Genomic DNA, 23,986 nt, shown 5'->3' with positions numbered 1-23,986 from the left:
TTCTGCATTCCCATTGTCAATGTGGTCGGCTATTCCCTTCCTAAAACCTCTGCGATCAGGCCATCAACGGATTTTCAATAATCCGCGCAGGATTGATTTGAGGGTTGTTGATGATGATAATACAAAGGTGGAATTTAGCACGGCATTTGAACCTGTGCAAATGCGACATTTTAGAGGGTAAATCCCGCCAAAATGTTTTGGCTGTTGTAGTAGCTGAAAATGAAAAAGCCTGCTCATCTGTTGATTTGCAGGCTTTTGATGCTTTTTGTTATTTTTTCAAGTGATCCCGCTGGGATCATACTTTGTGAGATAACGCATTGATTATCAATTGTCTGTGTCCTGTCAAATCTATTACTTACCTAGTAACTCACCGAATTGTGGCGCTTGGCTTGCAATTAGCTCAAAGATAAGAATATTTATAAAATTCTTCCGCTAGCGACTTCGGAGCGTTTGGGCGGCCAGATTCAATTGTATGACAATTGTACATCTGGCCGATTGCGGTTAAGAGGCAATTCAGAATATAAATTAATAAGTTGTTTTCTTTCAGGGGGTGAAGAAATGCAGTTTCCGTAAATATTTGAAGCGTTATTTATAAGCTCGTATATTCAGGAGAAACTCCATATCTGATGTGGTCATGTTGTGTGTAAGATTCCCTACTCATTGCGTGTGAAACACTTTGGTATACCCATTGAATTAAAATTCGAATGAAAAAAGAATCTATCGAAGAATTACGGGACAGGTCGGAAGGCTTTTCACTTGACGCTACTCTAGCTTATATAGAGGAATTAAAAACGGAGAAGGAGTATAAGATTGTTTCGCCATATCCGACCATAAATGGCCAACTATGCCGCTTGGTGATGGATGAAGAAGGTCTTTTTACTTTGTGGGTTAAAGAAATGTTGAGTTCTCCCGAAAACCCTCCGGTAACTTATCAATATGATGGATATGGCTTTCATCGACCATTCCTGTTACTAGGTAGAGAAGGCTTTTTTAAGGTACCAAGTGGTGTCGGTAGCTTATCAATGACATTTAATGCCTCTGACAGTTTCAATTGCAAAATAGTTGAACTTGAGTCGCAATTGCAGGCATCTCCACACTTTTTTAGGTGCATTTTACCAATGGGATCTGCTGAACGCCACGCAACCTATGTAGAGTCTGTCTCATTTAATGTAGGTACAACGCTTCATTATAGAGGGCTAACAAAGTTTAGAACTCGAGGTATTCAAATCAATCTATTTGACTACCGTTTAGCGGATGGCAACAATTGTTGGTTTGTGGACACAGGTGATAAGTGCAATTACGAGGATTTCAAACAGATAGTCGAGGCACTAATTGTTCATTATGGTTGGATAGCTGGTAATCTGATTAGAGATACAATGACCATTCTGTTTTCAGACGATCGCGCGTTCAATCACATCAAACATCATTCGTTCTATCGTCTAAGTGGCTCTAAACGTGGCCTTGAAGCGATTCGTCCGCGAGATATGACCGATTTCGTTCCAAAGCAGGACCTCGAAGGGGAACGCTACCTCTCCACAAAAACATTGACCTCACTTATCGAGCTATCGCTTACGAACAGTGCTTTTTATCGAGCTTGTACAATCTTAGCGGAAAGCCATGAGTATCCGCTTGAAATTAGGGCTTCGACTTACTCTGTTGTCTTAGAAACCCTAAAGAATATCATTCTAGAGGCAAATTCGGAAAAGATTAATTCAATAAAAAATCGAACGGATGCAAAAGCTCTTATCAAGGACCTTAAGGCGGTAGTCGCTGCTGTCTCACCATCGAAGTTTAATAATTTACTTGCTGTGAACCAGCGGATCGAACAACTTAACCAAGTAGGAAATACAGATAGTTTTTACAAGGTTTTTGAGCTTTTAGGACTTTCGCTCAGTGCTACGGATAAGGAATGTCTCAAAAAGAGAAATGACTTTTTGCATGGTAGACTCCCCTTTGAGGATGTGCGACAAGAATACCTGAAATCTGAGCTAGCAACTGTTGTATTTCGGATGCACCTACTTTTATGTGCTTTGCTATTGAAAATGGGTGGCTTTTCTGGTTATTTATTTAACAACATAAGATACCGATTTCCAGAATTGAAAAACGAGCCAGTGTATAGGAAATTAGACTTTGGTAGTTAAAAGATCACCGTCCCACTTAATTCTAACCTTGCCTTTTTCACCTTCTCTCTCGCGATCCCCTCTCACAAACAGGAGGGGTCGTGAGAGAGAAGGTGCAGCGCTAACCTTCCGTGCCAAAACGCTTCAAGAGCCGCCCTTTCAAAGCCTGCATATCCTCACTAACCTTCGTGTCCAGAATCTTAGCATAAATCTGTGTCGTCCGAATGTTCGTATGCCCAAGCATTTTAGAAACACTTTCAATCGGCACACCATTCTGCAAAGTTATAGTCGTGGCGAACGTATGCCTGGCTACGTGTGAGGTGAGAACTTTGTCAATCCCGCAAATCACGGCAATCTCTTTCAGGTAGTCATTCATCTTTTGGTTGCTCGGAACTGGCAATACCAGCCCGCGAGATTCGCAGAACGGATGATCTTTATATCTGTCAATAATTTGAAGCGCTTCTGGCAACAGCGGGATATGTGATTTGACATTCGTTTTCGTTCGCTGGCTGAAAATCCATTGCTCACCATCGATACCTCTTGCAATCTGGCTTTTTTCAAGCTTCTGGATATCGGAGTAGGCCAGGCCGGTGAAACAACAAAAAACAAAGGTGTCCCGCACTTGGGCTAGTCTATCGCTAGCAAATTCTTTGTTTGCCATTAAGTCCAGTTCAGCTCTCGTGAGGATCGCTTTATCGACCTTCTTAAACTTACCCTTGAAGTTCAAATAGGGATCAAGATTCATCCACCCATTGCCCAGACAAATGTTTACGATCTTGCGAAACATCTTCACGTGCTTTACCACAGCGTTATTGCCCATCTTACGAACTGAGCGCAGATAGAACTCATAATCGGCGATGAAGGGGAAATCGATGCGGCCAATGTCAAAATCGCTTGTGTCGAAGTGACTCTTTAAGAATGCTGATGTATGGCGTTCTAGCACCTTGTATCTGTTGAATGTGCCAATTGCATATTCCTGGCCGATTAATGCTTTCATCCGCTCGTTATGGTCAGCTATCACCGCCATCAATAGACGCTCTTTGGGGCCGACGCCTAAAAACTTGTTTTTGATCGTTTCCGCAGTTATCAAAGCATTGTCGCGAACCAATGCGGCTTGTGCATCTAACAATTGCTGTTCGAGGTTGCCGAGATAAGCGTTCACCGACTTTACAGCCTCCTTCGCACCAGATACTCTGCCAGCAACCGCATTCCACCGGCTGGGCTCGCATTCTCGCCCGGTCGTAAATTCGGCTCTTTTGCTTTCAACCGTAATCCGCAAGTAAATCGGCACGGGCCCTTTTTGATAGTTTTTCGGGTTCTTCAAATAGAAAAGCAGACTTAGTTTTGTTTTCATACCTTTTTCAGGTTAAAAAGTTGAACAAAAGTAGTCTTGCAAGCCGTTACAGCACAAGATGTTTACGGCGTAAACATCTTCATAACCAATAAGTTACAGCGATTCTGGTGAGTAAAATTTGCAGATTGATGAACTCACCGAATTACTCACCAAAAATTTGACGAAAATTGAATCTTTTGGCATAATCCGGAAAGAAAAAAGCCTGCTAATCGTTTGATTTGCAGGCTTTTGATGCTTTTTTTTATTTCTTTATGTGATCCCGCTGGGATTCGAACCCAGGACCCATACATTAAAAGTGTATTGCTCTACCAGCTGAGCTACGGAATCCTATTTTTTTGCTCTGATTGGCTGAGCTGCAACTTTTTTAAATAATTGGATTTGCACGAGGCGTTTCCGTAATTGCGATGCAAAAGTAGAATTCTAAAAAGTATAATGCAAGCCCTGAATAAGAAATACCTGCTATTCTGGATTTTTTTAGGAACCTTCCTGACTGCTGAAACAGCTTTGTCAGCCAATAAAAAAGAGCTAAAAACGGCTGATTCTCTGTTCGCTATGGCGCGCTATCCGGAGTCGCTGGTGCTATATAAAAAAAATTTCAGTGAGGATGAAAAAAACAACCAAAGCCTGTTGCTAAAACTCGCTTTCCTGGCCGAGAAGACCAATAACTACACGGATTGCCTCTTTTATCTCAGCAAACTTGCCCTCACAAATCCTTCCCGCCGACTCTTCGAAAAAATGGATAAGCTAGCCGCTGAGCAAAATCTAACGGGCTATGAATTCGACGATTACAACTATTTTATAATTTTTTATAGAAGATATGGTGATTACATTCCAATATTGCTTCTAACTTTGGGGACATACATTGTCGTCATAATGGTGACAAAAGTGCGGAGAGGGGAACCGATTTTGCAAATACATAAACTTTCAATTGTCGTGTATCTGCTTGTATTGCTGGGGATTCTCAATGTGCCTTCTCTTTACCGAACGTGCATTATAGTCAATGAAAACACGTTTTTAAGGGATGAGCCGTCTTCTGCGGCTCCCGTTGTGGACCGGGTTGGTAGGGGGCATAAGCTTACGATTGTGGGTTCTGTTGACCATTGGAACCGCGTAATATGGAACAATCAGATCGTGTATATACGCAAAAGTGACCTCTGGAATATTTAACGGGGCAATTCGAGTATCATTTTTGTAACGAGATAAGTTTATATATATTTAAGGGTTAAATTTTTTTAAATTAATGATGTATGAAAAAGCCAATGAAACGTTTTTTACTATTGATCGCAGGAGTTGTAATGTTAGGTTTTGTGTCGTCTTGCAAAGAGGAAGGCCCTCACAAAGATGACATTGTGAAGTTCTCCGCAGTTATAAATAGTGGCGCTACTGTTCCAAAAGCTACTTCTGCTGGTCAGGGCACAGGTGTTTTTGAATACAACAAAAATACAATGGAGTTGAAATACAACATTAATTATCAAAATGTTACACCAACTTCTGTGAACATTCACAGCGCAAACCCATCTTGGGAAGCTGGTCCATTGTTGTTCACTTACGCGGCGACTGGTAACCAGGTTCAGGGAACGCAGAAGCTGAACACGGAGCAACAAACGATGTTGATCTTGGGAATGCTTTATGTGAACATTCCTACCAAAGAGAACATTTATGGTGAAATTCGCGGACAGATCATTGCTGACAGATTCGAAGAATAAGACATTAAGACCATATAAAAAGGCTTGCAGCGAACGTTGCAAGCCTTTTTTTGTTGGATAACCGGATTTATTTCTTCTTCTTTTTCCTTTTTGCTGTCTCGTAATCTTCCACTTCCTTCATCAATGATTTCAGGTCGTCGGTAGTGTCAGCGGTGAAGTCGATTGTTTGTGAGTAATCGGTTGTACTGATGCTCAACACGTCGATTGGTTTTTCCAGATATGTTTGAATTTCTTCCAGCATAGGCTTCTCCTCGGGGCTGCAAAAGGAAACGGCGCGGCCTTTTTGCGTTCCGCGGCCCGTGCGTCCCACCCTGTGCACGTAGTTTTCGGCTTGCTCGGGAAGATCGTAGTTCACGACGTAATCCACATTGGCAATGTCAATTCCCCTTGCGCTAACGTCCGTGGCGATCAGCACTTTTACATTTCCTTGTTTAAACTCGTTCAGCGCTGTTAGCCTGTCGGCTTGTTCTTTGTCGCCGTGAATGGTCATGCTAACGATTTCCATTCTTTCCAATGCGTTAAAAACCCTTTCCGCGCGCACTTTTGTACGAACGAAAACAAGGATCTTGCTATCGGGATTCTCTTTAATCACACGTTCCAAAAAGAACCTTTTGTCATCCATAGCCACAAAAGCCACGGAATGCGTGATATTTTTCGCGACACGATCATTGGGTGAAATCTGGATGCGAATGGCGTTTCTTACCAGCGAGTAGGCTAGTTTTTTGATCTTTTCGTTGATCGTAGCTGAGAAAAACAGCGTCTGTCTGTTCTTGGGTAAAAATTTTATAAGGTCCTGAATATCCTTAATAAATCCCAGATCCAGCATATGATCGGCTTCGTCGAGGATCAGAATTTCTATTCGGTCGAGTTTAATGTGGCCCTGGCTTACGAGGTCGAACATCCTTCCGGGGGTGGAAACCAGGACGTCGATGCCTTTTTCCAGCTGAGCGATCTGCGGACCCTGTTCTACGCCGCCAAACACACTGAATGCTTTCACTCTGGTATGCTGCGCGAGTTTGGCAAAAACCTCCGTAATCTGGATTGCAAGCTCCCGGGTAGGAACCATCACCACACATTTAATGCCTTCTGAGCGACTGGAAACCTTTTGTTTGTGCAACTTATCAATAACCGGAATGGCAAAAGCGGCGGTTTTTCCTGTGCCCGTTTGCGCAATGGCCAGCACATCTTCGCCCTTCATGATCGCAGGAATAGCCTTGAACTGAATGTCGGTCGGTTTTTTAAATCCGGCTGTGTCCAGGCTTCTTTTGATCTCAGGGGCAATGTGGTAATCTTCGAATTTCATAAAAAGTGGATTGGTAAGGCGGCTGAAAATGATGCCGCCTTCTAAAAAGTGCCCAAAGATACGCGGTAATCCAAGACGTCACGATTAATTATTGCCGTGTGTCGCACACGCCGCGTCTTGTTATGCATACACGATTATTCCGTTTCAACTTGCTTAAACGCTTCTGCGATCAGCTCTTTTTGCCGCTCCGTGAGGTTTACAGGAATTTTAATGTCAAACGTAACATACAGATCGCCAAAGCTTTCTGCTTTTTTATAAACAGGAAAACCTTTGCCTTTCAATCTGACAACACTTCCGTTTTGCGTCTCCGGCTTGATCGGAAGCTTCACTTTTCCACTGAGCGTTTCAAGTACGAGCTCGCCGCCCAGCAATGCGGTTTGAAGATCCAGCTCCACTTTTTGGTGAATGTTGTCGCCTTCCCTTCGCAGCTTTTCATCGGCAGCAATGTTGAATGTGATAAAAAGGTCGCCATTCTGGCCTCCGCTTGTGCCCGGTCCGCCATGACCTGCGATTTTGATCGTTTGCCCGTTTTGAATGCCGGCGGGGACGGTGATACGAATATTTTTACCGTTGACAGTGATGGTTTTCTTTTGCGTTTGATAGGCTTCCTGCAATGTCAGGTGTAGTTCCGCCTGATAGTCCTGCCCGCGCAATGTCCTTTGCCTGCCACCGCCAAAGCCGCTGGAGGAACCGAACATGGACTCAAAGAAATCGGAAAAATCATTGCCGCCTGTTTGCCATTGTCCCTGCTGCCGAGATGAATTGGCGCGGGACTGGCGTGCTCTTTCAAATTCATCACTATGCTGCCAGTCTTTTCCGTACTGGTCATATTTTTTTCGCTTTTCAGGATCGCTGAGCACCTCATTGGCTTCATTCAGTTCCTGAAACTTCTTCTCGGCTTCCTTATTGTCCGGGTTCACATCGGGGTGATATTTCCTGGCCAGTTTGCGGTAAGCGTTTTTTATTTCCTTTTCCGGCGCATTTTTATCTACGCCAAGGATCTGATAATAATCTACAAATGGCATAACTAAAAAATTAGATCGATTTGGGTTGATAGATACATAAAAAATTGCGGTAACGTCATTTGCGTTCGAGCATTTTTAAATACAGGTCTTCTACTTTTTTTCTTGCCCAGGGTGTTTTCCTCAAAAACTTCAGACTGGATTTCACACTTGGCTCAAACTGGAAACTATTAATATTAATGTGATAACCCATTTGTTCCCAGCCGTAATATTCAACCAGTTCGTTCAAAATTGCTTCCAGCGTTTTGCCGTGAAGCGGGTTATTGGGTTGTCCTTCCATGTTACAAAAAAGAATGTTGCCTTTGTTTTAAAGTAGATTTATCCAATTAAATAATTATTATGCTTGACGATTAGTTCAAACATTAAATCCTGCTTATGGATCAGATAAAATGGGGCATCATTGGCTGCGGCAATGTTACCGAAGTCAAGAGCGGCCCGGCTTTTAATAAAGTTGCCAATTCAAGTCTGGTGGCCGTTATGCGGCGCGACGCTGAAAAAGCTGCCGATTACGCGCAGCGCCATAATGTTCCCAAATGGTATGCCGATGCTGACGAGCTCATTAATGATCCGGAGATCAACGCGATATACATTGCAACGCCGCCAGATGCCCACGAAGAACTGGCCATTAAAGCCATGAAGGTAGGCAAGCCTGTTTACATCGAAAAACCCATGGCGCTGAATGGTGCCGAATGCGACCGGATCAATGCATTCAGCAGGGAAAGCGGTGTTCCGGTTTTTGTCGCATTTTACCGCCGCGCACTTGACTATTTTCTCAAAGTAAAAGAACTCGTTGACAGTAATGTTATTGGCGATGTAAGATTTGTGAACATTTGCCTGCAATGGCAGCCTTATGAAGAAGAAACCGGGCCAAACCCAAAGCCACGCTGGCGGGTGGATCCGAAAATTTCAGGTGGCGGCCATTTTCATGACCTGGCGTCGCATCAGTTTGATTTGCTTGAATTTGTATTTGGCCCAATAAAATATGCGTCCGGAATTGCGCGTAACCAGGCAGGATTATATGAAGCCGACGACATTGTCGTGGCCAATTACGAGTTCGAATCGGGCGTTTTGGGCAATGGAAGCTGGTGCTATACCATCAACAAGGAACAGCGCGAGGACCTGGCGCAGATCATCGGCTCCAAAGGCAGGATCACGTTCTCGTTTTTTGAGAAATTTGACATTAAAGTGGAAACGGAATCGGGAACCGAGATTTTCAACATTCCTTATCCGCAACATGTGCAACAGCCTTTAATCGATTCGATTGTGAAGGAGTTACGCGGCGAAGGAAAATGTCCGAGCACCGGCGAATCGGGCGCAAGGGCCAACCATATCATGGATTGGATTACAACAAAGTAATTTTTTTATAGTTTTACAGTTATTCAATCATCTTAACTCAAAAATTCAATAGTCATGGCCAAAGGTAAAAATCTGGACAAGGGAAGCACTAAAAAGGAGCCCGAGAAGAACCTGAAAGAGAAACGTGCTGAAAAAAAGGCGAAAAAAGACGGTAAGAAAGACTATTAATAAAAAGCAAAATTACTTGTCAGCCTGAACGGACCGGGCCGCTCAGGCTGACAGGGCATCAGTAAATCTCCCGGTTTGTCTTGTATTTGGCGAGCTTCTTCTTAGCCCGGACAATTTTCGAATGAATTTTATTCTTCTCATCCGGGGTCATGATATCATCCGCCTGGGCTTTTTCTATGGTTGCCTGGATCACATCCTGCTCGCGTTGCAACTTAGTATATTCCAATTCAGTAAGTTTCTTACTTTTATAAGCCGACCTGATTTCCGAATCCAGCTTTTTAAGCTCGGATTTGAAGTTCTGCGCATAGCTTATGTGGGCGCTAACAAGGAAAAACAAGGCGACGATAAGGAAAGATTTCATCGTTTTTATATTTGGTAATAGAATGGTTGAGTTTGAATATAATTGTGAATATAAGGGCCAGCGGATTTAATTTGAAAATATGAGTGTGCAAGTGGCTGTGAATTTGCGCAAGTTTCAGGTTGGGCAACTGCGGAGATGAAGCCAATTTTGTATAACAAATTATTAATCCAATGAACCAGGAAACTTATAATTACGACAAAATTGCAAAAGCCATCGAGTTCATCGTTGCCAATGCAAAAGACCAGCCTTCGCTATTTGACGTGGCTGAGGAAGTGAGCATCAGCCAGTTTCATTTCCAGCGTGTTTTTACAGAATGGGCAGGCGTAAGTCCCAAAAAATTCCTTCAATTCATTACCGCGGGCTATCTGAAAGAAAAGATCCGGGAATCATCCAACCTTGTTGAACTGGCGGAGCAGGCAGGACTGTCGAGCCAAAGCAGAGTTTACGACCATTTTATCAGCATTGAAGCAGTAACGCCGCAGGAATTTAAAACTTCGGGGAAAGGACTTGATATCAGCTATGGCATCCATCCCACACCGTTCGGTGATTGTTTTATTGCCGTTACAGACCGCGGCATTTGCGCGATGGCGTTCATTGACGAAGCAGGGCGGGAAGCAGAATTGATCACACTGGCCAAAAAGTGGCACTATGCCAACATCAAACACGACCAAATCCTAACGGAACGTTTTGTTAACCGCATTTTCCAGCCTGCTTCGGGTTCATTGGAAAAGCTTCCTATACTCGTTCAGGGGACCAATTTTCAGCTCAAAGTGTGGGAAGCATTGCTGAGCATTCCCAATGGCGCGCTGACCACTTACCAGCAAATAGCCCAAAGCATCGGACATCCGGGCGCCGTTCGCGCGGTTGGAAGCGCCGTGGGCGACAACCCGATCGCTTATCTGATCCCATGCCATCGTGTTATCCGTAAGGAAGGTTTACTTGGCGAATATCGCTGGGGAAGTTTGCGTAAAAAGGCATTGATAGGGTGGGAGGCGGCGCGTTTGGCCTAACAACCCTAACCGTTTTTTGCCCTGTAATTTCCCTGAAATTGTTCGTTTTGAGGAATAATTTGCACAGCAATTATTGCGCTCTAAATAGCATAATTGCGATGGTGAATATTGCTAAGTAACTGTTTACTAACTGTAAGCGAATATTTACAATGCGATTTTTCTGGTATGGACTGATATTGGCAATGCTGACTGCATTATTAATCAGTAATCAGTATCAGTTATGAAAAAGCAAATAATTCGTTCTTTGGCTGTGGCTGCGTTTTTCCTGACCATCAGCTCAGTAGGTTACGCCCAGTTTTCACTTGGATTGCAAGGGGGAATTGCCAAATCCAATGTAGAAGATTCTAAAACCGTTGCAGGTGGCGGGGTGAATTTGAGAGTATTTACGTCTCCCAATTTTGCATTTGGCGTTGCAGGTAAGATTTATGCGGATGGAAGCGATTATACGATAGCCGGGCAAACGCTCAGCTCAACAGGCCGGTTAATGCCTGTAACCGGAACGATTGATTACTTTTTCACAGAAGGTGTCATCAGGCCATATGTTGGTGGGGACGCGGGTATTTATTTCTCCAAGTACGACGCTAAGTTCAATGGAAATACAATCGTTGAATCTTCAAAACATAGCAACTTCGGTGCAGCGCCAAGGGCAGGGTTGATTTTTGCTTTTGGAAACGTAGGTATTCAGGTGGAAGGGATTTACCATTTCGTCTTTGGTAATAAAAATCACGGGTCAACCACAGGATCAGCCAATAATATTGATTTTGAATCCACTTCAAATTTCGGTGGGGTGAATGTCGGTGTGATCTTCGGATTGGGCGGAGAGTAATTTCTGACCCATCGAATATGTTGAAAACGCGCTCATTGAGCGCGTTTTTTTGTTACTGAATAAATCTGCGGCTAACTTGCTGCCCTATGCCAACCCCGCTGCCATCGATCCATATGCCTTCTTTTCAGGAACAAGTTTGTAATGGGCTGAGCGAAATGCAGTTGCAATTCGAAGTGACAAGTCGCGGGCATTTCTCAACACATATCGTCGTATCGAAAGGAAATGGTGCTACGTTGAAAATTGTGCTGATTACGCTTGAAAACTGGCTTGAAGCGGGATCTTTCCTAAGGTGGCAAGACGAAGTTCGCACCATGCTTGCAAAACGGGAAGCGGGTTTAAAATGTGTTGTGATCTGGGAAGATTATTGGATTAACAATGAGCCGATCGTAAAGTCCAGGGTGAATGCAATGCTTGGGAATTCTCAGAAAATTGCGGCCAGACTAACACAGGTTCGCCGGATAGATCAGGAAAGCGCTGCGCTGTTTTTAGAGAAAAATCATCTCAATGGTTCCGTAACTTCCAAAACAAAATATGGCCTGTTTTTACCAAAACGTTATTTCCGGGTTTTGAACGAGGCTTTCGAATACGATCACAATTCAGAAGAACTGCTCGTGGCTGTCGCAACATTCAGTGCGCCGCGGGTTTTTGCTCGTGCGGATGGTCCATTCAGGTCGTTCGAAATGCTGCGGTTTGCCAGCTTGCTCGATACCAATGTTTCCGGCGGGCTGGATAAGCTGCTTACTGCTTTTGCAAGAGAAAAAGATCCGGATGATATCATGACCTACGCCGACCGTGAATGGTCGGATGGAGCTGGTTATGTGACGCTTGGCTTTGAAAGAATTTCAGAAACAGCGCCCATGCAGTTCTATTTGTCCGCGACTGATATGGAGAGAACTTCAAAGCCAGATCCTAAGCGCATTGCGATCTACAATGCGGGCAGCATTAAGTTTGTTAAGACCTATAAATTGCCGAACTGAATGCCTGACATGAAACCGACCGTTCCGCTGCTCGTCATCTTGGGGCCTACCGCTTCCGGCAAAACCCATTTGGCAGTGAAAGTCGCGGCTATGATAGGCGGTGAGATCATCAGCGCAGATTCCAGGCAGGTTTACCGGGATATGGATATCGGAACAGGCAAGGATCTTGCTGAGTATGAATCGGATGGCAAAAAGATTCCATATCATTTGATAGACATTAGGGACGCCGGCGAGCAATATAATGTAAATGAGTTTCAAAGGGATTTCGAAACGGTATATAAATTGGTTACAGGCAACGGTCATGTGCCGGTTTTGTGTGGAGGAACGGGTTTTTACATTCTTTCGTTGCTCAAAGGTCATGCATATGCGTCCGTTCCGGTGAGCGAAACGCTTCGCACAGAGCTGGAAAACGTTCCCAAAGAGTCGCTATTAACACGATTTGAAAGTTATGATACGGCCTATCAGCGCATTGCGGACACGTCTACACGGAAAAGGTTGATCAGGGCCATTGAAATATCGGAATTCCTCACACATCATGCAGGCGCTGAAACTTTTACGGAGAGGCAGCCTTATCGGTACATTGTTTTCGGGCTTAACCCCGCAGTTGAAGTCCGGCGTGAGCGGATCAGCAGGAGATTAAGAACCAGGTTGGAAAGTGGTTTGATTGAGGAGGTTAAGGGTTTGCTGGCACGCGGGCTTACAGCTGAACAATTGATTTATTATGGTCTGGAATACAAATGGATTACGCTTTTCCTGACAGGTGCGCTGCAATACGAGGAAATGGTAACACATTTGGAAACCGAAATCCATCGTTTCGCAAAGCGACAAATGACTTTTTTCCGGAAAATGGAAAAAGATGGAATTGATATACAATGGCTTGATTCTGAAAGGAATGCTGACGAACAGGCGCAGGCCATAACACTAAAATATCAGCAGTTTTTACACGACAACTAAGAGTAATTTACCATAAAAGACGTCACATAAATGAATAAAAAGATCAGCAGCCTTTTGCTGCTTTTGGTCCTGAGCGTAACGGACGCCTATTTGCTGGCGCACCCAAACCTCATCGGAAAGCTCGGTGTGATGGTTTACAAGCACGTTTACATCCGCAATTTTCCAAGAGCATTGTTAACGGTTTTGCTTGTGGTAGGGATTTCGCTGGCCATCTGTGAACTGATCAGGCTATTTGCAGACCGCAAACCGGCAACCATATTTTATAGCTGGTTACTGGGGATTGCAGTCTTCTGGTTTGGATACGTTTATCTCACGTTCTCGACGTTTTCATATCGGATCACCGGGAAGGCATTTATCTACGGCGCGCATCTGCTGCCAGTCATTCTGGCAGGGCTTTTCGGGCGATATCTGGTCAGGCAAATTCTCAGCAAGCCGCGCTACATAGAGGTCGATCTGAAAGGAAATGTGTCGAAGGACGTGCAGCCCTGAGGCGGGTTAAACGGGAGTTTTTCAGCATTTTTTGAGCTCAATAGAATATTATTATAATTACTTAAAATTGTGAAATATTATTCCCCGAGTCCCGATTTTTCACAAATAAAACATGGATAATAATAGAAAGTACACAGTTTTTTAGGATATTGCGGCTTGTGTCGAATCGGGAAATGGTTACGCTCGCATTCAATTAACACAAAATTAATTTGTTGGATAAGTAAATCAGGAGCACGGAAAATCTTTGGATTGAATTGACCTGATTTGTCTATATCTTGTCATTAACCTTTTTAATTTTATTCTCATTAATATGTCCCAAATAGCTGAATTAACCCTTGAAGGTAAAAAGTACGAGTTCCCCATTATTGAAGGCAGTGAGCAGGAGAAAGCGATAGATATTGCCAAGTTACGTGACCAGACAGGGTATATTACAATTGATGCAGGTTATAAAAATACAGGCGCCACAAAAAGCGCTATAACGTTTCTGGATGGAGAAGAGGGGATACTGAATTACAGAGGTTATTCAATTGAAGATCTGGCTGAAAAGTCGTCATTTTTGGAAGTAGCTTACCTGCTTATTTACGGAGAACTTCCTACTGAAAAGCAGTTTGCGGATTTCGAGCATGCAATCAGAACGCACACACTCGTGAATGAGGATATGCGCAAGATTTTCGAAGGATTTCCTGTGAATGCGCACCCGATGGGCGTGCTTTCGTCACTGGTGAGCGCGATGAGCGCCTTTTATCCTGAAACTTTCGATACCAATACAGAGGAGATTACAGAACTGCACATCATTCGTTTGCTTTCCAAATTGCCGACCATTGCAACATGGTCATACAAGAAATCGCAGGGACATCCGGTGAATTATCCGCAGAATGACCTGGATTATTGTTCCAATTTCCTGAACATGATGTTTTCGCTGCCCGTAGCAAAATACAATGTTGATCCCGTAGTTTCTGCTGCATTGAACAAATTGCTGATCCTGCACGCAGACCATGAGCAAAACTGCTCTACTTCGACCGTAAGGCTTGTCGGGTCGTCTCACGCGAACATTTACTCTTCGATTTCATCTGGTATCAGCGCACTTTGGGGCCCGCTCCATGGTGGTGCAAACCAGGAAGTGATCGAGATGCTGGAAGCCATCAAAAATGACGGTGGTGATGTTCAGAAATACATTGATATGGCCAAAGACAAATCAAGCGGCTTCCGTTTGTTTGGTTTTGGACACCGCGTTTACAAAAACTTTGATCCGCGCGCGCGCATCATTAAGAAAGCCGCAGACGATGTTTTGAACAAACTGGGCATCAATGATCCTGTTTTGGAAATTGCGCAGAAACTGGAAAAAGCGGCTTTGGAAGACGAGTATTTCGTTTCAAGAAAACTTTATCCGAACGTGGATTTTTACTCGGGCATCATTTACCGTGCGCTGGGAATTCCTACCAACATGTTTACGGTCATGTTCGCCATTGGCCGTCTTCCGGGATGGATCGCACAATGGAAAGAAATGCGTGCAAACAAAGAACCGATCGGTCGCCCGCGTCAGATCTATACAGGCGCCCCTAAACGGGATTTTGTTCCGATGAGCGAGCGCTAATCTATTCAGAAATAACACTTTCAATATCAAGAGATTGCTTGTAAATAGCAGTCTCTTTTTTGTTAAATTCAAAACAATGTTAATAAAACAAAAACACCTCGAAGGCATCATGTCGGGAGACATATCTCTGGCTTTTCGTAAATGGAAAAATTTGTCTGTTAAAAAAGACAGTCTGCTCAAAACGAGTATCGGAGTGGTGAAGATTATGGATATTACGCAAACTGAATTGGACCAGATCTCCGAAGATGACGCCAAACAAGCTGGCTATGAAAATGTTAATGCACTGATCGGCGAATTGGAAAAGACCGTGAATGGTGCGATTTACAAGATCCAGCTCAGCTACCACAGCCCGGATCCGCGCATTGACCTGAGACAAAAAAGCCAGATTCCGGATGAAGAGCTTGAAGCATTGAAAGAAAAATTATTAAACCTGGATAAATACAGCAACCAGGGCAAATGGACCACAAAAGTGCTGAAAGCGATCAGGGAAAATCCAAAACTGCCGGCTGTTGAGCTTGCTGCAAAAGTGAATAAGGAAAAAGAGTGGCTGAAAGTGAATGTAAGGAAACTAAAAAACCTGGGTCTGACAATCAGTCATGAACCAGGTTATACGTTGTCGCCGCTTGGTGAGTATGTTTTGAATTCCCTTCCTCAGCAACCGCAGAAAGGTTCAGGGATATAACCGCTCAATTTGCCAGCTGCCTTCATCCGTTTTTTCGTAAACAAGCCGGTCATGAAGGCGGCTGCGTCTTCCCTGCCAGAATTCGAAATAATGGGGGATCACCCGGTAACCACCCCAGTGCAGCGGGCGTGGCACTTCTGCTCCTTCAAATTTCTCTTCCAACAGTCTGGTCCGTTCTTCCAGCTCAGCACGGTTTTCAAGATGCTGGCTTTGCGCCGATGCCCATGCCCCGATCTGGCTGGCGCGCGGCCTGACGGCAAAATATTCGGATGATTCCTGAGCCGTTGTTTTCTCTATTTTTCCTTCGATCCGGACCTGCCTTTCCAGCTCCTTCCAGAAAAAAGTAATCGCCACGAAAGGATCAGATTCCATTTCCCGGGCCTTTTTGCTTTCGTAATTTGTAAAGAACGTAAACCCGGTCTGATCGAGGTCTTTCAGGAGCACAACTCTGGCCGAAGGACGGCCGTTTAAAACCGTGCTGAGCAGCATTGCATTGGGCTCAATTATCTCCGCAGATAGCACGTCGTCAAACCATAATTTAAACTGTGTGAAGGGATTAGGTGCTAAATCCTGCTCGTCCAAACCCCTCAAATTATAATCCTGTCGTAATTTGGCAATATTATGGTCCATTGGATGCTAATATGTTCAATGTTAAGAAACCAAAAGTAGCCATTTCAGAGGAAAGATTATTAGATTTGTAATCCATAAGAGACGTACGTACGAAACCAGAATCACGATGGCACAAGAACAACAAGAAGGGGTCAAAAGCGAGGAGCAGGAAGACCTGACACAAAAGACTATTGACACCCTTGAGATTGATCTTAACAATGAGTTGACGGAGGAACATGAGGAGGAAGTGCCAGACGTGGATTACAGCCAACTGTCTAAGGAGCAGCTTGTCAATATTTTGGAAAATGAGTTGGCGTCTATCACTGCGGAAGGTTCAAAACCAGCTGCATTGAAAAAAGCAGAATCTGTTGCAAGAGAAATCCGTCCGGTCCTTGATTCGATCAAACAGAAGGAAAAGGAAACAGCATTGGCAGCATTTGTCGCTGAAAATGGTAGTGAGGAAGGGTTTGAATATAAATATGATGCAGAAACCCAGAAAATGGACTCATTGAGCCGCGAAATCCGTGGTTTGAAGAACAGCTACTATCAGGGTCAGGAAAAAGAGAAAGAAAAGAATTTTAATGTTAAAACGGCTCTTCTGCAACGTCTGCGGACTTTACTGGAAGATGAAGGCAACAGGGAAACGGACGCATCCGGCCTGAAATCCAGCTGGGAAGAGTTCAAAAAGATCCAGGACGAGTGGAAACAAGCCGGTAACATTGCTTCTCCACACAACGGAACGCTTTGGGCAACGTATAATGCATTGATCGACCGCTATTTCAGCAACCGTAATATTTATTTTGAGTTAAAAGAGCTGGACAGGCGCCGTAACTCTGAGCTGAAAGCAGAACTCTGCGAAAAGGTTGAAGAGCTAGGTAAGTCATTGGAAAATCGTCCGATGACGCGCGAGATCCTGAATGAGGCGAACCATATTTTCGAGGATTACAAGCATCTTGGTCCTGCGCCAAAAGAAGATCAGGAAAAGTTGTGGCAGCGGTTTAAAGAAGCATTGGATGTGCTTTATAATGCACAGCGCGGTCAGTTTGCCGAGCAAAAAAAGTCGATGCAGGAAAATTATGAGCAGAAGCTAAAAATCTACGAAGCAATAACGCCTTTCACAACTTACAATTCCGGTAGCATTAAGGAATGGAATGCCAAGACAAAGGAAATAATGGCTTTCCAGGATCAATGGGTTGCGTTGAAGGGCATCATGCCGCGTGAAGAAGGCAAAGATCTGAGTAAGAAATTCTGGGCAGCGCTGAAAACTTTCTTCAATAACAAAGGAGAATTTTTCCGTCAGCTTGAATCGAAACGTGAGCAAAACCTGGAAATGAAAAACCAGCTTTGTATGGAAGCGGAGGCTATTTTGGAAACAGGTGAGGATAACCCTTCGACCACACAGAAGATTATAGAGCTTCAAAAAAAATGGAAAGGAATAGGCCAGGTTCCCGAAAAGTTCAAGGATACTATTTACGACCGTTTTAAAAAGGCTTGCGACGCGTACTTTGATCAGAAACGCGCCAAAAACAAAGAGGTTGAAGAGGAATTTGAAAGCAACCTGAAAAAGAAAACGGATCTGATCGAAAGGATCGAAGCCGCTGCGAACAACAAGGATGAGTCAACATTGAACCTGCTAAGCGCATTCAAGAGCGAATGGACGTCTATTGGATTCGTTCCGAAAAAGGATATGCAGACGATTCAGAAACGCTACATTGCTGCAATAAACACGTATGTGAGTGCAATTGGGCAGCTTTCGAGCAAGGAGAAGGAGCAGGCAGTTTTGGAAAGCGAAGTGGAACTGGTGCGGGATGGCGAGAGCAGCCGTAATTTGTACAGAAAAGAAAGCGATATCCGACGCAAGATCACGCAGCTGGAAAACGACATTGCGCTTTGGCAGAATAACATTGAATTTTTTGCCAAATCAAAAACTTCGGACCGGTTGAAAGCAGAATTCGAAAGGAAGATTAATAGTGCGGTGAGTCAGCTGAATGACCTGAAACACCAACTATCTATTATTCAGGAAGCTATATAATTTTTGAAAAAAAGTTTTAAAATATTAGCGCTAAATGTTGCGCTGTATAGCCTTTCCTACTACTTTTGCACCATGATAACGGAGTAACAAACGCTGTCAGAAAGTAAAAAGAGGCCTCCATAGCTCAGCTGGTAGAGCAACTGACTTGTAATCAGTAGGTCGTTGGTTCGATCCCGACTGGGGGCTCTTGAAAATCAAGCACTTAGCATTAATTTGCTAAGTGCTTTTTGTTTTACTTGCAATAAATGTTGCAATAGATTTTCATGGAGAAGCTGTCTCGGGTTAGTTGTACGCAAAGCTGTTGATAATTGACAAAGTGGCTGTCCTTCTTTTTACGACCCTGGAAAATTCACCCAATAAAATCACATCCCTGTTCGCGAGCTCGTCAAGAATCAGGCCAATCTTACGGTCGCGAGAGGAAACTTTTCCGGAAAAGCGTTTCCGGACAAACTCGGCTTTTCTTAACCTTTTATCATTCGTCAAGTGCAGTATGATAACTTTGTTTTTCATGGCGACCAAAGGCTGAGCTGAGCGAAACCTTCCAATACCGGACAGTAATGTTGAACGCAACAGCGATGGAGCGCGCCTATACGATTGTGGCCGAGCGAAACCACCAGGCCAAAGAAGCCACAGAGCAGAGCCAGGCTGTCGAGCAGAACCAAGGGGAAAAGAAGGAGCTGGCGCAGCAGCTTGAGGTTAAGCCCAAACAGGAGCAGCCGAAAAAACGAGGCTTTGGATTTGGTATGTGAAAATTGTTAAATTCTATCAACTAGTTTGAAATTAACAATTTAATAATACAAATTAAGATTCGATAAATTATATTAATAGTAGTTTCAAGAGCTAATTGTACAATTTTCAAGTTATTGGCATGAAATTTCTTTTTATCAGTATTTTGATTTTAAGTCAGGTTTTTGATTGCACGTCCGAGGATTCACCACTGCCCGCTAGTGAAGCTGCTGATGCCCTTTATCAACAGTTTCATGGCAAATACAAAATTGTAAGCTCAGTAAGCAGTGAACCATTGGACGTAAATCTAGATGGTGAATCATCTATGGATTTATTAGCTGAAATTGAGGAGCTGCCTAACATTTCCAATTTAGACATTCGGATTTATGCACCTTCAGATAGAAATCCCAGGCCTACATTTATCTTTACACAGGCTTGGCCAGAGCAGTCCATACGAATGGGTTCAGGAAAAGTATGGGATGGAATTGAAACAATTTCATTTAATCCTGCTTACAATTTCTCATATAATATGAAGGTTGTTGCCCGGAGCTTTAATTTTTCAGAAGACTTAAAACAACTAATCGTAACACCCGATGATTCCGAGGATCCATTTTTTAGACAATCGGCCCCAAAATCAGTTTTGGTTAAAGATGACGGAACATTGGCAGTTATCGCTAATCGACGAATTTATACAAGTAATGGCGTCAGAGAGGTCACTGTAACAACAATATACGAGCGATTTACAATGTCAACTTAGTAGATAATTACATCTTCAAATGCAAATGGTACGTCAAGTCGCGTACCGTTTGCATTTGAAGAACAAGATCATCAGAAATAAGTGGGAACAAGGCGGCATCATACCGCAGAAAAAGTCTGATTCAATAGCTATATATGACCTTATAGGATAGGATGGGAACATAATACCCCTGTTATTTTAATTGATATTCAGCTATCAGTGCGTCCGCTGGAATGTGAAGCATTTTACTGAATTTGCGTATCATTGTTAGAGAAAGGGGCTGCTTGTAGTTTAAAACCTTACTAATGGTGCCCTTATCACCATATTCCTTGGCAAGATCTACGGGTTTGTACCCGAAATCCTCCATTCTAATTTTGATCATTTCAATAGGATTGACGTCCGGCAACTCACTTGTCCTTTCTTCGTAATCAGAAATCAGATGCACCAATAAAAGTTTCTCCTTGTGTTCAGAAGAACCGCGTTCTGCATACTTAATCTCCTGATAACGAGCAAGCGCGACATCGTAGTCATGCTCAGTCTCTATTAGAAACCAGTCTGTTTTTAATTTTTCCATATGTTAAGTAACTCAAAGAGCATCAAACGGTTGAAGCATCAACCTTATCATACTCGGCGTGTGTCCCTATAAATCTTACTTCGACTGTTTTGTCTTCGTAGTCTATCTCTACGATTAGACGATATTTGTTACCTACTATTTTGAATCTGGCTCGGCTTCCTGGTATTATAGATGCATTGGGAAAATCCTCCAGAACATCTATTCCCTTTTGCTAATTAGCAATTTTAACTGTTCTTTTCCAAACTGTTAAGCTGCTACCAGCGTCTCCATGCTTTTTCGCAAACTGATCGAGCTTGCGTAACTGTAAAATAACCATCTGGTGGATTTTGTTGTTTTGGCTTCTCTTTTTCCAAGGGGTTCATATTCGCTCTGGTTTGAATGAGGTTTTATCTTACTATTACAAATTTGCGAAAAAAGTTGGTTATAGACCAACTTTTTTCGCAATATATTTTTTTTAGCGAAAAATGCTTTTTGCACTTTTCCCATTTGATAATTTTTTACCACGAAGCTGTTGCTAATGCTTTTATCTTTAATATAATCCATCTACACATCAGATTTTTTTTGACGCTATCATTTTCCTATTTATGGGAAACTTTGAAACAAATTTCATAGAAGTTGCAGGCGAATTTTTGAAATTTCGCCGTAGGAAGCAACCTCAACAGCAGTACAAAAATCATATCAACGATTATAAGAATTGGGATCAACGCGAACATGCGGCAGAATGGCAGATAGCTCGTCGACTAGCCACAAATTTCGTTCTTATATGAGACATTTTTTCTTCAGCCAACTTTCACTCAACCAGCAGTGTTTGGACGTTCACACGACTATCTGCGTTGATTTTAATCAAATACATACCGCTAGTGAAATCAGACAAATCGAGCTTTGTATTGCCGTCACTAAGGTGTTCCACAGGGGTTATGATTGTCCGGCCCAACATGTCTACGACCGAGATCTGTCCGCTCTTCCCTGTGTTCCTGACAACTACACCATTCCTCCTGTTCGCTGGGTTGGGATAGATACTTCTATCAATATAGGAGGACGTATTCCTCAGTGAAATCACTTTTGAAAATGCAAAACTGCCGTCAACGTCCACGGTTTTAAGCCGGTAATAAACAACACCAGGCTGCTGGCTGAAAGTGTCGTCAATGAAGGAATATTTGGTTGCGACGATACTGCCACCAGTTGCATCCACTTTGCCAATTTTTTCAAAGTTTTTCGTGTCAATACTACGTTCGACCTGGAAATGAGATGATTTTTCCTCCTCGGCTGTACTCCATTCAAGCAGAGAGCTAGTCTCTTGCTTCCGACCTGAAAAGGCAACAAGTGTTACCGGTAGCGCAGCCTCCGGGATACTTCCGAGCGTAAAAATGCCCCAGTTAGATAATGAACCACCTTCAACGTTTCCATAGCTAAGTGAATTGTCAAAATCAGGATCACCAAAAATTCGTTTAGCTGAGCCTTCATTTAGCCAGCCTTCCGAAGTTTTATGCGCGATACTTAAAACTGTAAAATAAATTGAGGGTGTAATAGAGGGATTATTATGTTGATCCCATGTTAACGTTATTTTGCCTTTAGCAGTACCAACCGGATTTATATCCCAATACTCCTGGTTGTTATAGGCTTCCAGTGCAATTGGTGAAGTGCCTGTTGTGCCAAATGTAGCTGCACCAGCGTCACCTTCATAATATTTCGTCAACAATCCATTGCTATTTTCAGTGATATCCACTTTAATAGGTTGGAACGCTGTGCTGCTGCCTACCGGAAACCGGAAAGGACCAATTCCCTCTTTCATCACAAATCCGTTGACGTAGCTTTCCGGTTTGGCATTATAACTCAACGCATTTTCTGAAAACACCAATGGTGAGAAAGCGCTCTGGGCATGAATCAGGCCTTCGCCAAATATGATATAATCCTCTACTCGAAATTCAGTATTCAAGGTGATGCCGGCTGTATTATCAATTACCGCATATTGGGCCAGAAAAGGCGCTGTTCCAGAGATAGATTGAGGAGTATTTCCAACAAAGCGGATTTTTCCGATATTGGCTATACCCGTCGTACTGTTATTAACTAGATTGCCACTAAGATCTAGCTGCCCCCCATTATGAAAACTGCCTCCGTCAAGGATGAAATTACCTTTTACCTGTAAGTCAAAGAGACCCAGAAGCGATAAGTGGCCTCCCTTGATGTAAATACCCTGTGCGAAAAGTACATGTCCTAAAATATTTAGGAATGCTGTTAAATATAGTTTTTTCATTTGTAAGAGAATTGATTTGGAGTTGACATAATTAGCGTGAAGCGCTTACTTTGTTTTCTGTCATTTCACCCATAACTGCTTTTGTCAACACAGCGGTTTGTTTTTCAAGAGCGGCCATCCTTGCTTTGAGTTGATCATTTTCTAGCTGCAACTCTTTTGTTCGCTTTTCTAAGGCCTGAATCGCGGCCATATTTACGCCATCAATGTCAACAGAATTAATCGTCGTATCGTTACCTATTCCGTCAAGCTGAAATGCGCTGTAAAAGTCCTGAGCCATTGGTCCGATATGGCGCTTGGTTGCTGCTTGTGTTTTATAATTCCAATATGTTACAGGCAATTGTGCAAGTTTCTGTAGTATCAACTCGCTGTCCACAATTCCGAAATTCTCTTTTTTTCTCTTGTCACTCACGTTCGACCAAGATCCTGCGCCGGGCGCAAGTAAGACTCCGGTGGTCATATTTTGTGATGTAAATAGGCGATAACCCCCTGTAAACCGCATATTCATTTGATGGCTGTCAGAGCTATATACGCTGTCTGCAACGGAAGAAGCGCTGGCATCGCCGATGACGCACGCCCCTGGATGGTTTGCACGCGCATTTTTCCCTAAGGCTAATGAGCTAGCTGCGCCAGCGCGGTTTTCAAAGCCGATCGCAACTGCCGCATCGCCTGTCGCAATTACTGAGTTACCCATCGCAATTCCGGCTTTACCAGAAGCAAGGCTATTCAGGCCCGCAGCAAAAGAATAATGTCCAACATTGCTCATGTCCCAATACGTACTTCCTATGCCTCCGACAAATCCAACTCGGAAAGCAGCTTTATCAATATACCATAACATGCGGCGACCTGTACCAGATATAGGAATATCTCGGGGATTTAGTATATTCTCAGAAGCTGAGAAAAGAACGCTTACTTCGTCAATATGTAGCCCGGCCTTAGGCTCCAACGTGCCAATTCCTATTTGTGCATGGCCGTAACCCGAAAGTGCGCAAAGAAGTAGGGTTAATATCTTTTTCATGATATAAGTAATGTTTAGTGTACTTACAAAATGATAAAATTCCCGAAAATACTTATATTATTGTAGAGAATATTTAAGTATTCTGTAATTAGTCAATTTGGGCTAACTTACTGTCTAA

Annotated in this window: 26 protein-coding genes and 2 tRNA genes; 15 read left to right on the top strand and 13 right to left on the bottom strand. The window is 43.3% G+C overall.

What is annotated here, in order from left to right; genetic code table 11:
- Positions 1–704 precede the first annotated feature (704 nt).
- A complete protein-coding gene (locus tag NFI81_RS06625; protein ID WP_234613318.1) occupies positions 705–2,141 on the top strand; it encodes a hypothetical protein in 1,437 nt (478 codons plus the stop codon).
- A 100-nt stretch (positions 2,142–2,241) separates the two neighbouring features.
- On the opposite strand, the gene NFI81_RS06620 is transcribed toward NFI81_RS06625, so the two are convergent.
- Together NFI81_RS06620 and NFI81_RS06615 are read right to left on the bottom strand one after the other, a co-directional pair.
- On the bottom strand, positions 2,242–3,474 hold the full coding sequence (locus NFI81_RS06620; protein WP_234613319.1) for a site-specific integrase: 1,233 nt from the start codon (positions 3,472–3,474) through the stop codon (positions 2,242–2,244).
- Positions 3,475–3,728: 254 nt separating this feature from the next.
- Positions 3,729–3,801, bottom strand: a tRNA-Lys gene (locus tag NFI81_RS06615).
- Between the two features lie 105 nt (positions 3,802–3,906).
- Here NFI81_RS06615 and NFI81_RS06610 point away from each other — a divergent pair.
- Both NFI81_RS06610 and NFI81_RS06605 read left to right on the top strand, forming a co-directional pair.
- Positions 3,907–4,641 (top strand): SH3 domain-containing protein, encoded by a 735-nt coding sequence (locus NFI81_RS06610; protein WP_234613320.1) that lies wholly within the window; start codon positions 3,907–3,909, stop codon positions 4,639–4,641.
- An 80-nt stretch (positions 4,642–4,721) separates the two neighbouring features.
- A complete protein-coding gene (locus NFI81_RS06605; RefSeq protein WP_234613321.1) occupies positions 4,722–5,180 on the top strand; it encodes a CHRD domain-containing protein in 459 nt (152 codons plus the stop codon).
- A gap of 67 nt (positions 5,181–5,247) precedes the next feature.
- Here NFI81_RS06605 and NFI81_RS06600 read toward each other — a convergent pair whose 3' ends face one another.
- The 3 genes from NFI81_RS06600 to NFI81_RS06590 form a co-directional block, all read right to left on the bottom strand.
- Complete coding sequence (locus tag NFI81_RS06600; protein ID WP_234613322.1) at positions 5,248–6,483, bottom strand: DEAD/DEAH box helicase; 1,236 nt, start codon at positions 6,481–6,483, stop codon at positions 5,248–5,250.
- 134 nt (positions 6,484–6,617) lie between these two features.
- Positions 6,618–7,508, bottom strand: coding sequence for a DnaJ C-terminal domain-containing protein (locus tag NFI81_RS06595; protein WP_234613323.1), 891 nt, complete (start codon positions 7,506–7,508; stop codon positions 6,618–6,620).
- Between the two features lie 55 nt (positions 7,509–7,563).
- Complete coding sequence (locus tag NFI81_RS06590) at positions 7,564–7,785, bottom strand: VF530 family protein (RefSeq protein WP_082215164.1); 222 nt, start codon at positions 7,783–7,785, stop codon at positions 7,564–7,566.
- A 95-nt stretch (positions 7,786–7,880) separates the two neighbouring features.
- Between NFI81_RS06590 and NFI81_RS06585 the strand changes: the two genes are divergently transcribed.
- Positions 7,881–8,861 carry a Gfo/Idh/MocA family protein gene (locus tag NFI81_RS06585; protein WP_234613324.1) on the top strand — a complete coding sequence of 327 codons (981 nt, stop codon included), beginning with the start codon at positions 7,881–7,883 and terminating at the stop codon, positions 8,859–8,861.
- A gap of 226 nt (positions 8,862–9,087) precedes the next feature.
- Here NFI81_RS06585 and NFI81_RS06580 read toward each other — a convergent pair whose 3' ends face one another.
- Positions 9,088–9,390: a hypothetical protein gene (locus tag NFI81_RS06580; RefSeq protein ID WP_234613325.1), complete on the bottom strand. Its 303-nt coding sequence runs from the start codon at positions 9,388–9,390 to the stop codon at positions 9,088–9,090.
- A 170-nt stretch (positions 9,391–9,560) separates the two neighbouring features.
- Between NFI81_RS06580 and NFI81_RS06575 the strand changes: the two genes are divergently transcribed.
- The 7 genes from NFI81_RS06575 to NFI81_RS06545 all read left to right on the top strand — a co-directional run bounded on the left by NFI81_RS06575 (position 9,561) and on the right by NFI81_RS06545 (position 15,922).
- Positions 9,561–10,400 (top strand): methylated-DNA--[protein]-cysteine S-methyltransferase, encoded by an 840-nt coding sequence (locus tag NFI81_RS06575; RefSeq protein WP_234613326.1) that lies wholly within the window; start codon positions 9,561–9,563, stop codon positions 10,398–10,400.
- A 220-nt stretch (positions 10,401–10,620) separates the two neighbouring features.
- Entirely contained in the window at positions 10,621–11,226 is a 606-nt protein-coding gene (locus NFI81_RS06570) for a hypothetical protein (protein WP_234613327.1), read from the top strand.
- 86 nt (positions 11,227–11,312) lie between these two features.
- Positions 11,313–12,203: a hypothetical protein gene (locus tag NFI81_RS06565; RefSeq protein ID WP_234613328.1), complete on the top strand. Its 891-nt coding sequence runs from the start codon at positions 11,313–11,315 to the stop codon at positions 12,201–12,203.
- Complete coding sequence (miaA, locus tag NFI81_RS06560) at positions 12,204–13,157, top strand: tRNA (adenosine(37)-N6)-dimethylallyltransferase MiaA (protein WP_310589237.1); 954 nt, start codon at positions 12,204–12,206, stop codon at positions 13,155–13,157. It abuts the gene before it with no gap.
- Positions 13,158–13,187: 30 nt separating this feature from the next.
- Positions 13,188–13,646 carry a hypothetical protein gene (locus NFI81_RS06555; protein ID WP_234613329.1) on the top strand — a complete coding sequence of 153 codons (459 nt, stop codon included), beginning with the start codon at positions 13,188–13,190 and terminating at the stop codon, positions 13,644–13,646.
- Between the two features lie 310 nt (positions 13,647–13,956).
- Positions 13,957–15,240 carry a citrate synthase gene (locus NFI81_RS06550; RefSeq protein ID WP_234613330.1) on the top strand — a complete coding sequence of 428 codons (1,284 nt, stop codon included), beginning with the start codon at positions 13,957–13,959 and terminating at the stop codon, positions 15,238–15,240.
- Positions 15,241–15,316: 76 nt separating this feature from the next.
- On the top strand, positions 15,317–15,922 hold the full coding sequence (locus NFI81_RS06545; protein ID WP_234613331.1) for a hypothetical protein: 606 nt from the start codon (positions 15,317–15,319) through the stop codon (positions 15,920–15,922).
- Here NFI81_RS06545 and pdxH read toward each other — a convergent pair.
- A complete protein-coding gene (gene pdxH / locus NFI81_RS06540; RefSeq protein ID WP_234613333.1) occupies positions 15,911–16,552 on the bottom strand; it encodes a pyridoxamine 5'-phosphate oxidase in 642 nt (213 codons plus the stop codon). The two genes, NFI81_RS06545 and pdxH, sit on opposite strands and share 12 nt — an antisense overlap.
- 106 nt (positions 16,553–16,658) lie before the next feature.
- Here pdxH and NFI81_RS06535 point away from each other — a divergent pair, with 106 nt between their 5' ends.
- Positions 16,659–18,563, top strand: coding sequence for a DUF349 domain-containing protein (locus NFI81_RS06535; protein WP_234613334.1), 1,905 nt, complete (start codon positions 16,659–16,661; stop codon positions 18,561–18,563).
- 113 nt (positions 18,564–18,676) lie between these two features.
- Positions 18,677–18,749, top strand: a tRNA-Thr gene (locus NFI81_RS06530).
- A 96-nt stretch (positions 18,750–18,845) separates the two neighbouring features.
- On the opposite strand, the gene NFI81_RS06525 is transcribed toward NFI81_RS06530, so the two are convergent.
- Entirely contained in the window at positions 18,846–19,073 is a 228-nt protein-coding gene (locus NFI81_RS06525) for a hypothetical protein (RefSeq protein ID WP_234613335.1), read from the bottom strand.
- A gap of 47 nt (positions 19,074–19,120) precedes the next feature.
- Here NFI81_RS06525 and NFI81_RS06520 point away from each other — a divergent pair, with 47 nt between their 5' ends.
- Together NFI81_RS06520 and NFI81_RS06515 are read left to right on the top strand one after the other, a co-directional pair.
- Positions 19,121–19,312 carry a hypothetical protein gene (locus tag NFI81_RS06520; protein WP_234613336.1) on the top strand — a complete coding sequence of 64 codons (192 nt, stop codon included), beginning with the start codon at positions 19,121–19,123 and terminating at the stop codon, positions 19,310–19,312.
- Between the two features lie 119 nt (positions 19,313–19,431).
- Positions 19,432–20,046, top strand: a complete 615-nt coding sequence (locus NFI81_RS06515) for a hypothetical protein (RefSeq protein ID WP_234613337.1) — start codon at positions 19,432–19,434, stop codon at positions 20,044–20,046.
- A gap of 172 nt (positions 20,047–20,218) precedes the next feature.
- Here the strand turns inward: NFI81_RS06515 and NFI81_RS06510 are convergent, their stop codons facing one another.
- The 5 genes from NFI81_RS06510 to NFI81_RS06490 form a co-directional block, all read right to left on the bottom strand.
- On the bottom strand, positions 20,219–20,599 hold the full coding sequence (locus tag NFI81_RS06510) for a helix-turn-helix domain-containing protein (protein ID WP_234613338.1): 381 nt from the start codon (positions 20,597–20,599) through the stop codon (positions 20,219–20,221).
- A gap of 22 nt (positions 20,600–20,621) precedes the next feature.
- Positions 20,622–20,792 carry a type II toxin-antitoxin system HigB family toxin gene (locus NFI81_RS06505; RefSeq protein ID WP_255717487.1) on the bottom strand — a complete coding sequence of 57 codons (171 nt, stop codon included), beginning with the start codon at positions 20,790–20,792 and terminating at the stop codon, positions 20,622–20,624.
- 53 nt (positions 20,793–20,845) lie between these two features.
- A complete protein-coding gene (locus NFI81_RS06500; protein ID WP_234613339.1) occupies positions 20,846–21,142 on the bottom strand; it encodes a hypothetical protein in 297 nt (98 codons plus the stop codon).
- A gap of 247 nt (positions 21,143–21,389) precedes the next feature.
- The gene (locus NFI81_RS06495; RefSeq protein ID WP_234613340.1) at positions 21,390–22,853 is read right to left on the bottom strand and encodes a T9SS type A sorting domain-containing protein; all 1,464 of its coding nucleotides are present in this window, start codon (positions 22,851–22,853) and stop codon (positions 21,390–21,392) included.
- Between the two features lie 31 nt (positions 22,854–22,884).
- Positions 22,885–23,868 carry a tail fiber domain-containing protein gene (locus NFI81_RS06490; protein ID WP_234613341.1) on the bottom strand — a complete coding sequence of 328 codons (984 nt, stop codon included), beginning with the start codon at positions 23,866–23,868 and terminating at the stop codon, positions 22,885–22,887.
- Between the last annotated feature and the right edge of the window lie 118 nt (positions 23,869–23,986).

The sequence above is a fragment of the Dyadobacter fanqingshengii genome (assembly GCF_023822005.2).
Classification (GTDB): domain Bacteria; phylum Bacteroidota; class Bacteroidia; order Cytophagales; family Spirosomataceae; genus Dyadobacter; species Dyadobacter fanqingshengii.
This window is presented reverse-complemented; position numbering and strand designations above follow the sequence as displayed.

What these genes read in the sequence shown, in the direction of transcription:
- NFI81_RS06585 (WP_234613324.1), top strand. Translation starts at nt 7,881, where the DNA reads ATGGATCAGATAAAATGGGGCATCATTGGCTGCGGCAATGTTACCGAA.
- NFI81_RS06535 (WP_234613334.1), top strand. Translation starts at nt 16,659, where the DNA reads ATGGCACAAGAACAACAAGAAGGGGTCAAAAGCGAGGAGCAGGAAGAC.
- NFI81_RS06515 (WP_234613337.1), top strand. Translation starts at nt 19,432, where the DNA reads ATGAAATTTCTTTTTATCAGTATTTTGATTTTAAGTCAGGTTTTTGAT.
- NFI81_RS06600 (WP_234613322.1), bottom strand. Translation starts at nt 6,483, where the DNA reads ATGAAATTCGAAGATTACCACATTGCCCCTGAGATCAAAAGAAGCCTG.
- NFI81_RS06595 (WP_234613323.1), bottom strand. Translation starts at nt 7,508, where the DNA reads ATGCCATTTGTAGATTATTATCAGATCCTTGGCGTAGATAAAAATGCG.
- NFI81_RS06625 (WP_234613318.1), top strand. Translation starts at nt 705, where the DNA reads ATGAAAAAAGAATCTATCGAAGAATTACGGGACAGGTCGGAAGGCTTT.
- miaA (WP_310589237.1), top strand. Translation starts at nt 12,204, where the DNA reads ATGCCTGACATGAAACCGACCGTTCCGCTGCTCGTCATCTTGGGGCCT.
- NFI81_RS06520 (WP_234613336.1), top strand. Translation starts at nt 19,121, where the DNA reads ATGTTGAACGCAACAGCGATGGAGCGCGCCTATACGATTGTGGCCGAG.
- NFI81_RS06575 (WP_234613326.1), top strand. Translation starts at nt 9,561, where the DNA reads ATGAACCAGGAAACTTATAATTACGACAAAATTGCAAAAGCCATCGAG.
- NFI81_RS06605 (WP_234613321.1), top strand. Translation starts at nt 4,722, where the DNA reads ATGAAAAAGCCAATGAAACGTTTTTTACTATTGATCGCAGGAGTTGTA.
- NFI81_RS06570 (WP_234613327.1), top strand. Translation starts at nt 10,621, where the DNA reads ATGAAAAAGCAAATAATTCGTTCTTTGGCTGTGGCTGCGTTTTTCCTG.
- NFI81_RS06495 (WP_234613340.1), bottom strand. Translation starts at nt 22,853, where the DNA reads ATGAAAAAACTATATTTAACAGCATTCCTAAATATTTTAGGACATGTA.
- NFI81_RS06565 (WP_234613328.1), top strand. Translation starts at nt 11,313, where the DNA reads ATGCCAACCCCGCTGCCATCGATCCATATGCCTTCTTTTCAGGAACAA.
- NFI81_RS06590 (WP_082215164.1), bottom strand. Translation starts at nt 7,785, where the DNA reads ATGGAAGGACAACCCAATAACCCGCTTCACGGCAAAACGCTGGAAGCA.
- NFI81_RS06510 (WP_234613338.1), bottom strand. Translation starts at nt 20,599, where the DNA reads ATGGAAAAATTAAAAACAGACTGGTTTCTAATAGAGACTGAGCATGAC.
- NFI81_RS06620 (WP_234613319.1), bottom strand. Translation starts at nt 3,474, where the DNA reads ATGAAAACAAAACTAAGTCTGCTTTTCTATTTGAAGAACCCGAAAAAC.
- NFI81_RS06555 (WP_234613329.1), top strand. Translation starts at nt 13,188, where the DNA reads ATGAATAAAAAGATCAGCAGCCTTTTGCTGCTTTTGGTCCTGAGCGTA.
- NFI81_RS06490 (WP_234613341.1), bottom strand. Translation starts at nt 23,868, where the DNA reads ATGAAAAAGATATTAACCCTACTTCTTTGCGCACTTTCGGGTTACGGC.
- NFI81_RS06550 (WP_234613330.1), top strand. Translation starts at nt 13,957, where the DNA reads ATGTCCCAAATAGCTGAATTAACCCTTGAAGGTAAAAAGTACGAGTTC.
- NFI81_RS06580 (WP_234613325.1), bottom strand. Translation starts at nt 9,390, where the DNA reads ATGAAATCTTTCCTTATCGTCGCCTTGTTTTTCCTTGTTAGCGCCCAC.
- NFI81_RS06525 (WP_234613335.1), bottom strand. Translation starts at nt 19,073, where the DNA reads ATGAAAAACAAAGTTATCATACTGCACTTGACGAATGATAAAAGGTTA.
- pdxH (WP_234613333.1), bottom strand. Translation starts at nt 16,552, where the DNA reads ATGGACCATAATATTGCCAAATTACGACAGGATTATAATTTGAGGGGT.
- NFI81_RS06610 (WP_234613320.1), top strand. Translation starts at nt 3,907, where the DNA reads ATGCAAGCCCTGAATAAGAAATACCTGCTATTCTGGATTTTTTTAGGA.
- NFI81_RS06545 (WP_234613331.1), top strand. Translation starts at nt 15,317, where the DNA reads ATGTTAATAAAACAAAAACACCTCGAAGGCATCATGTCGGGAGACATA.
- NFI81_RS06500 (WP_234613339.1), bottom strand. Translation starts at nt 21,142, where the DNA reads ATGGATTATATTAAAGATAAAAGCATTAGCAACAGCTTCGTGGTAAAA.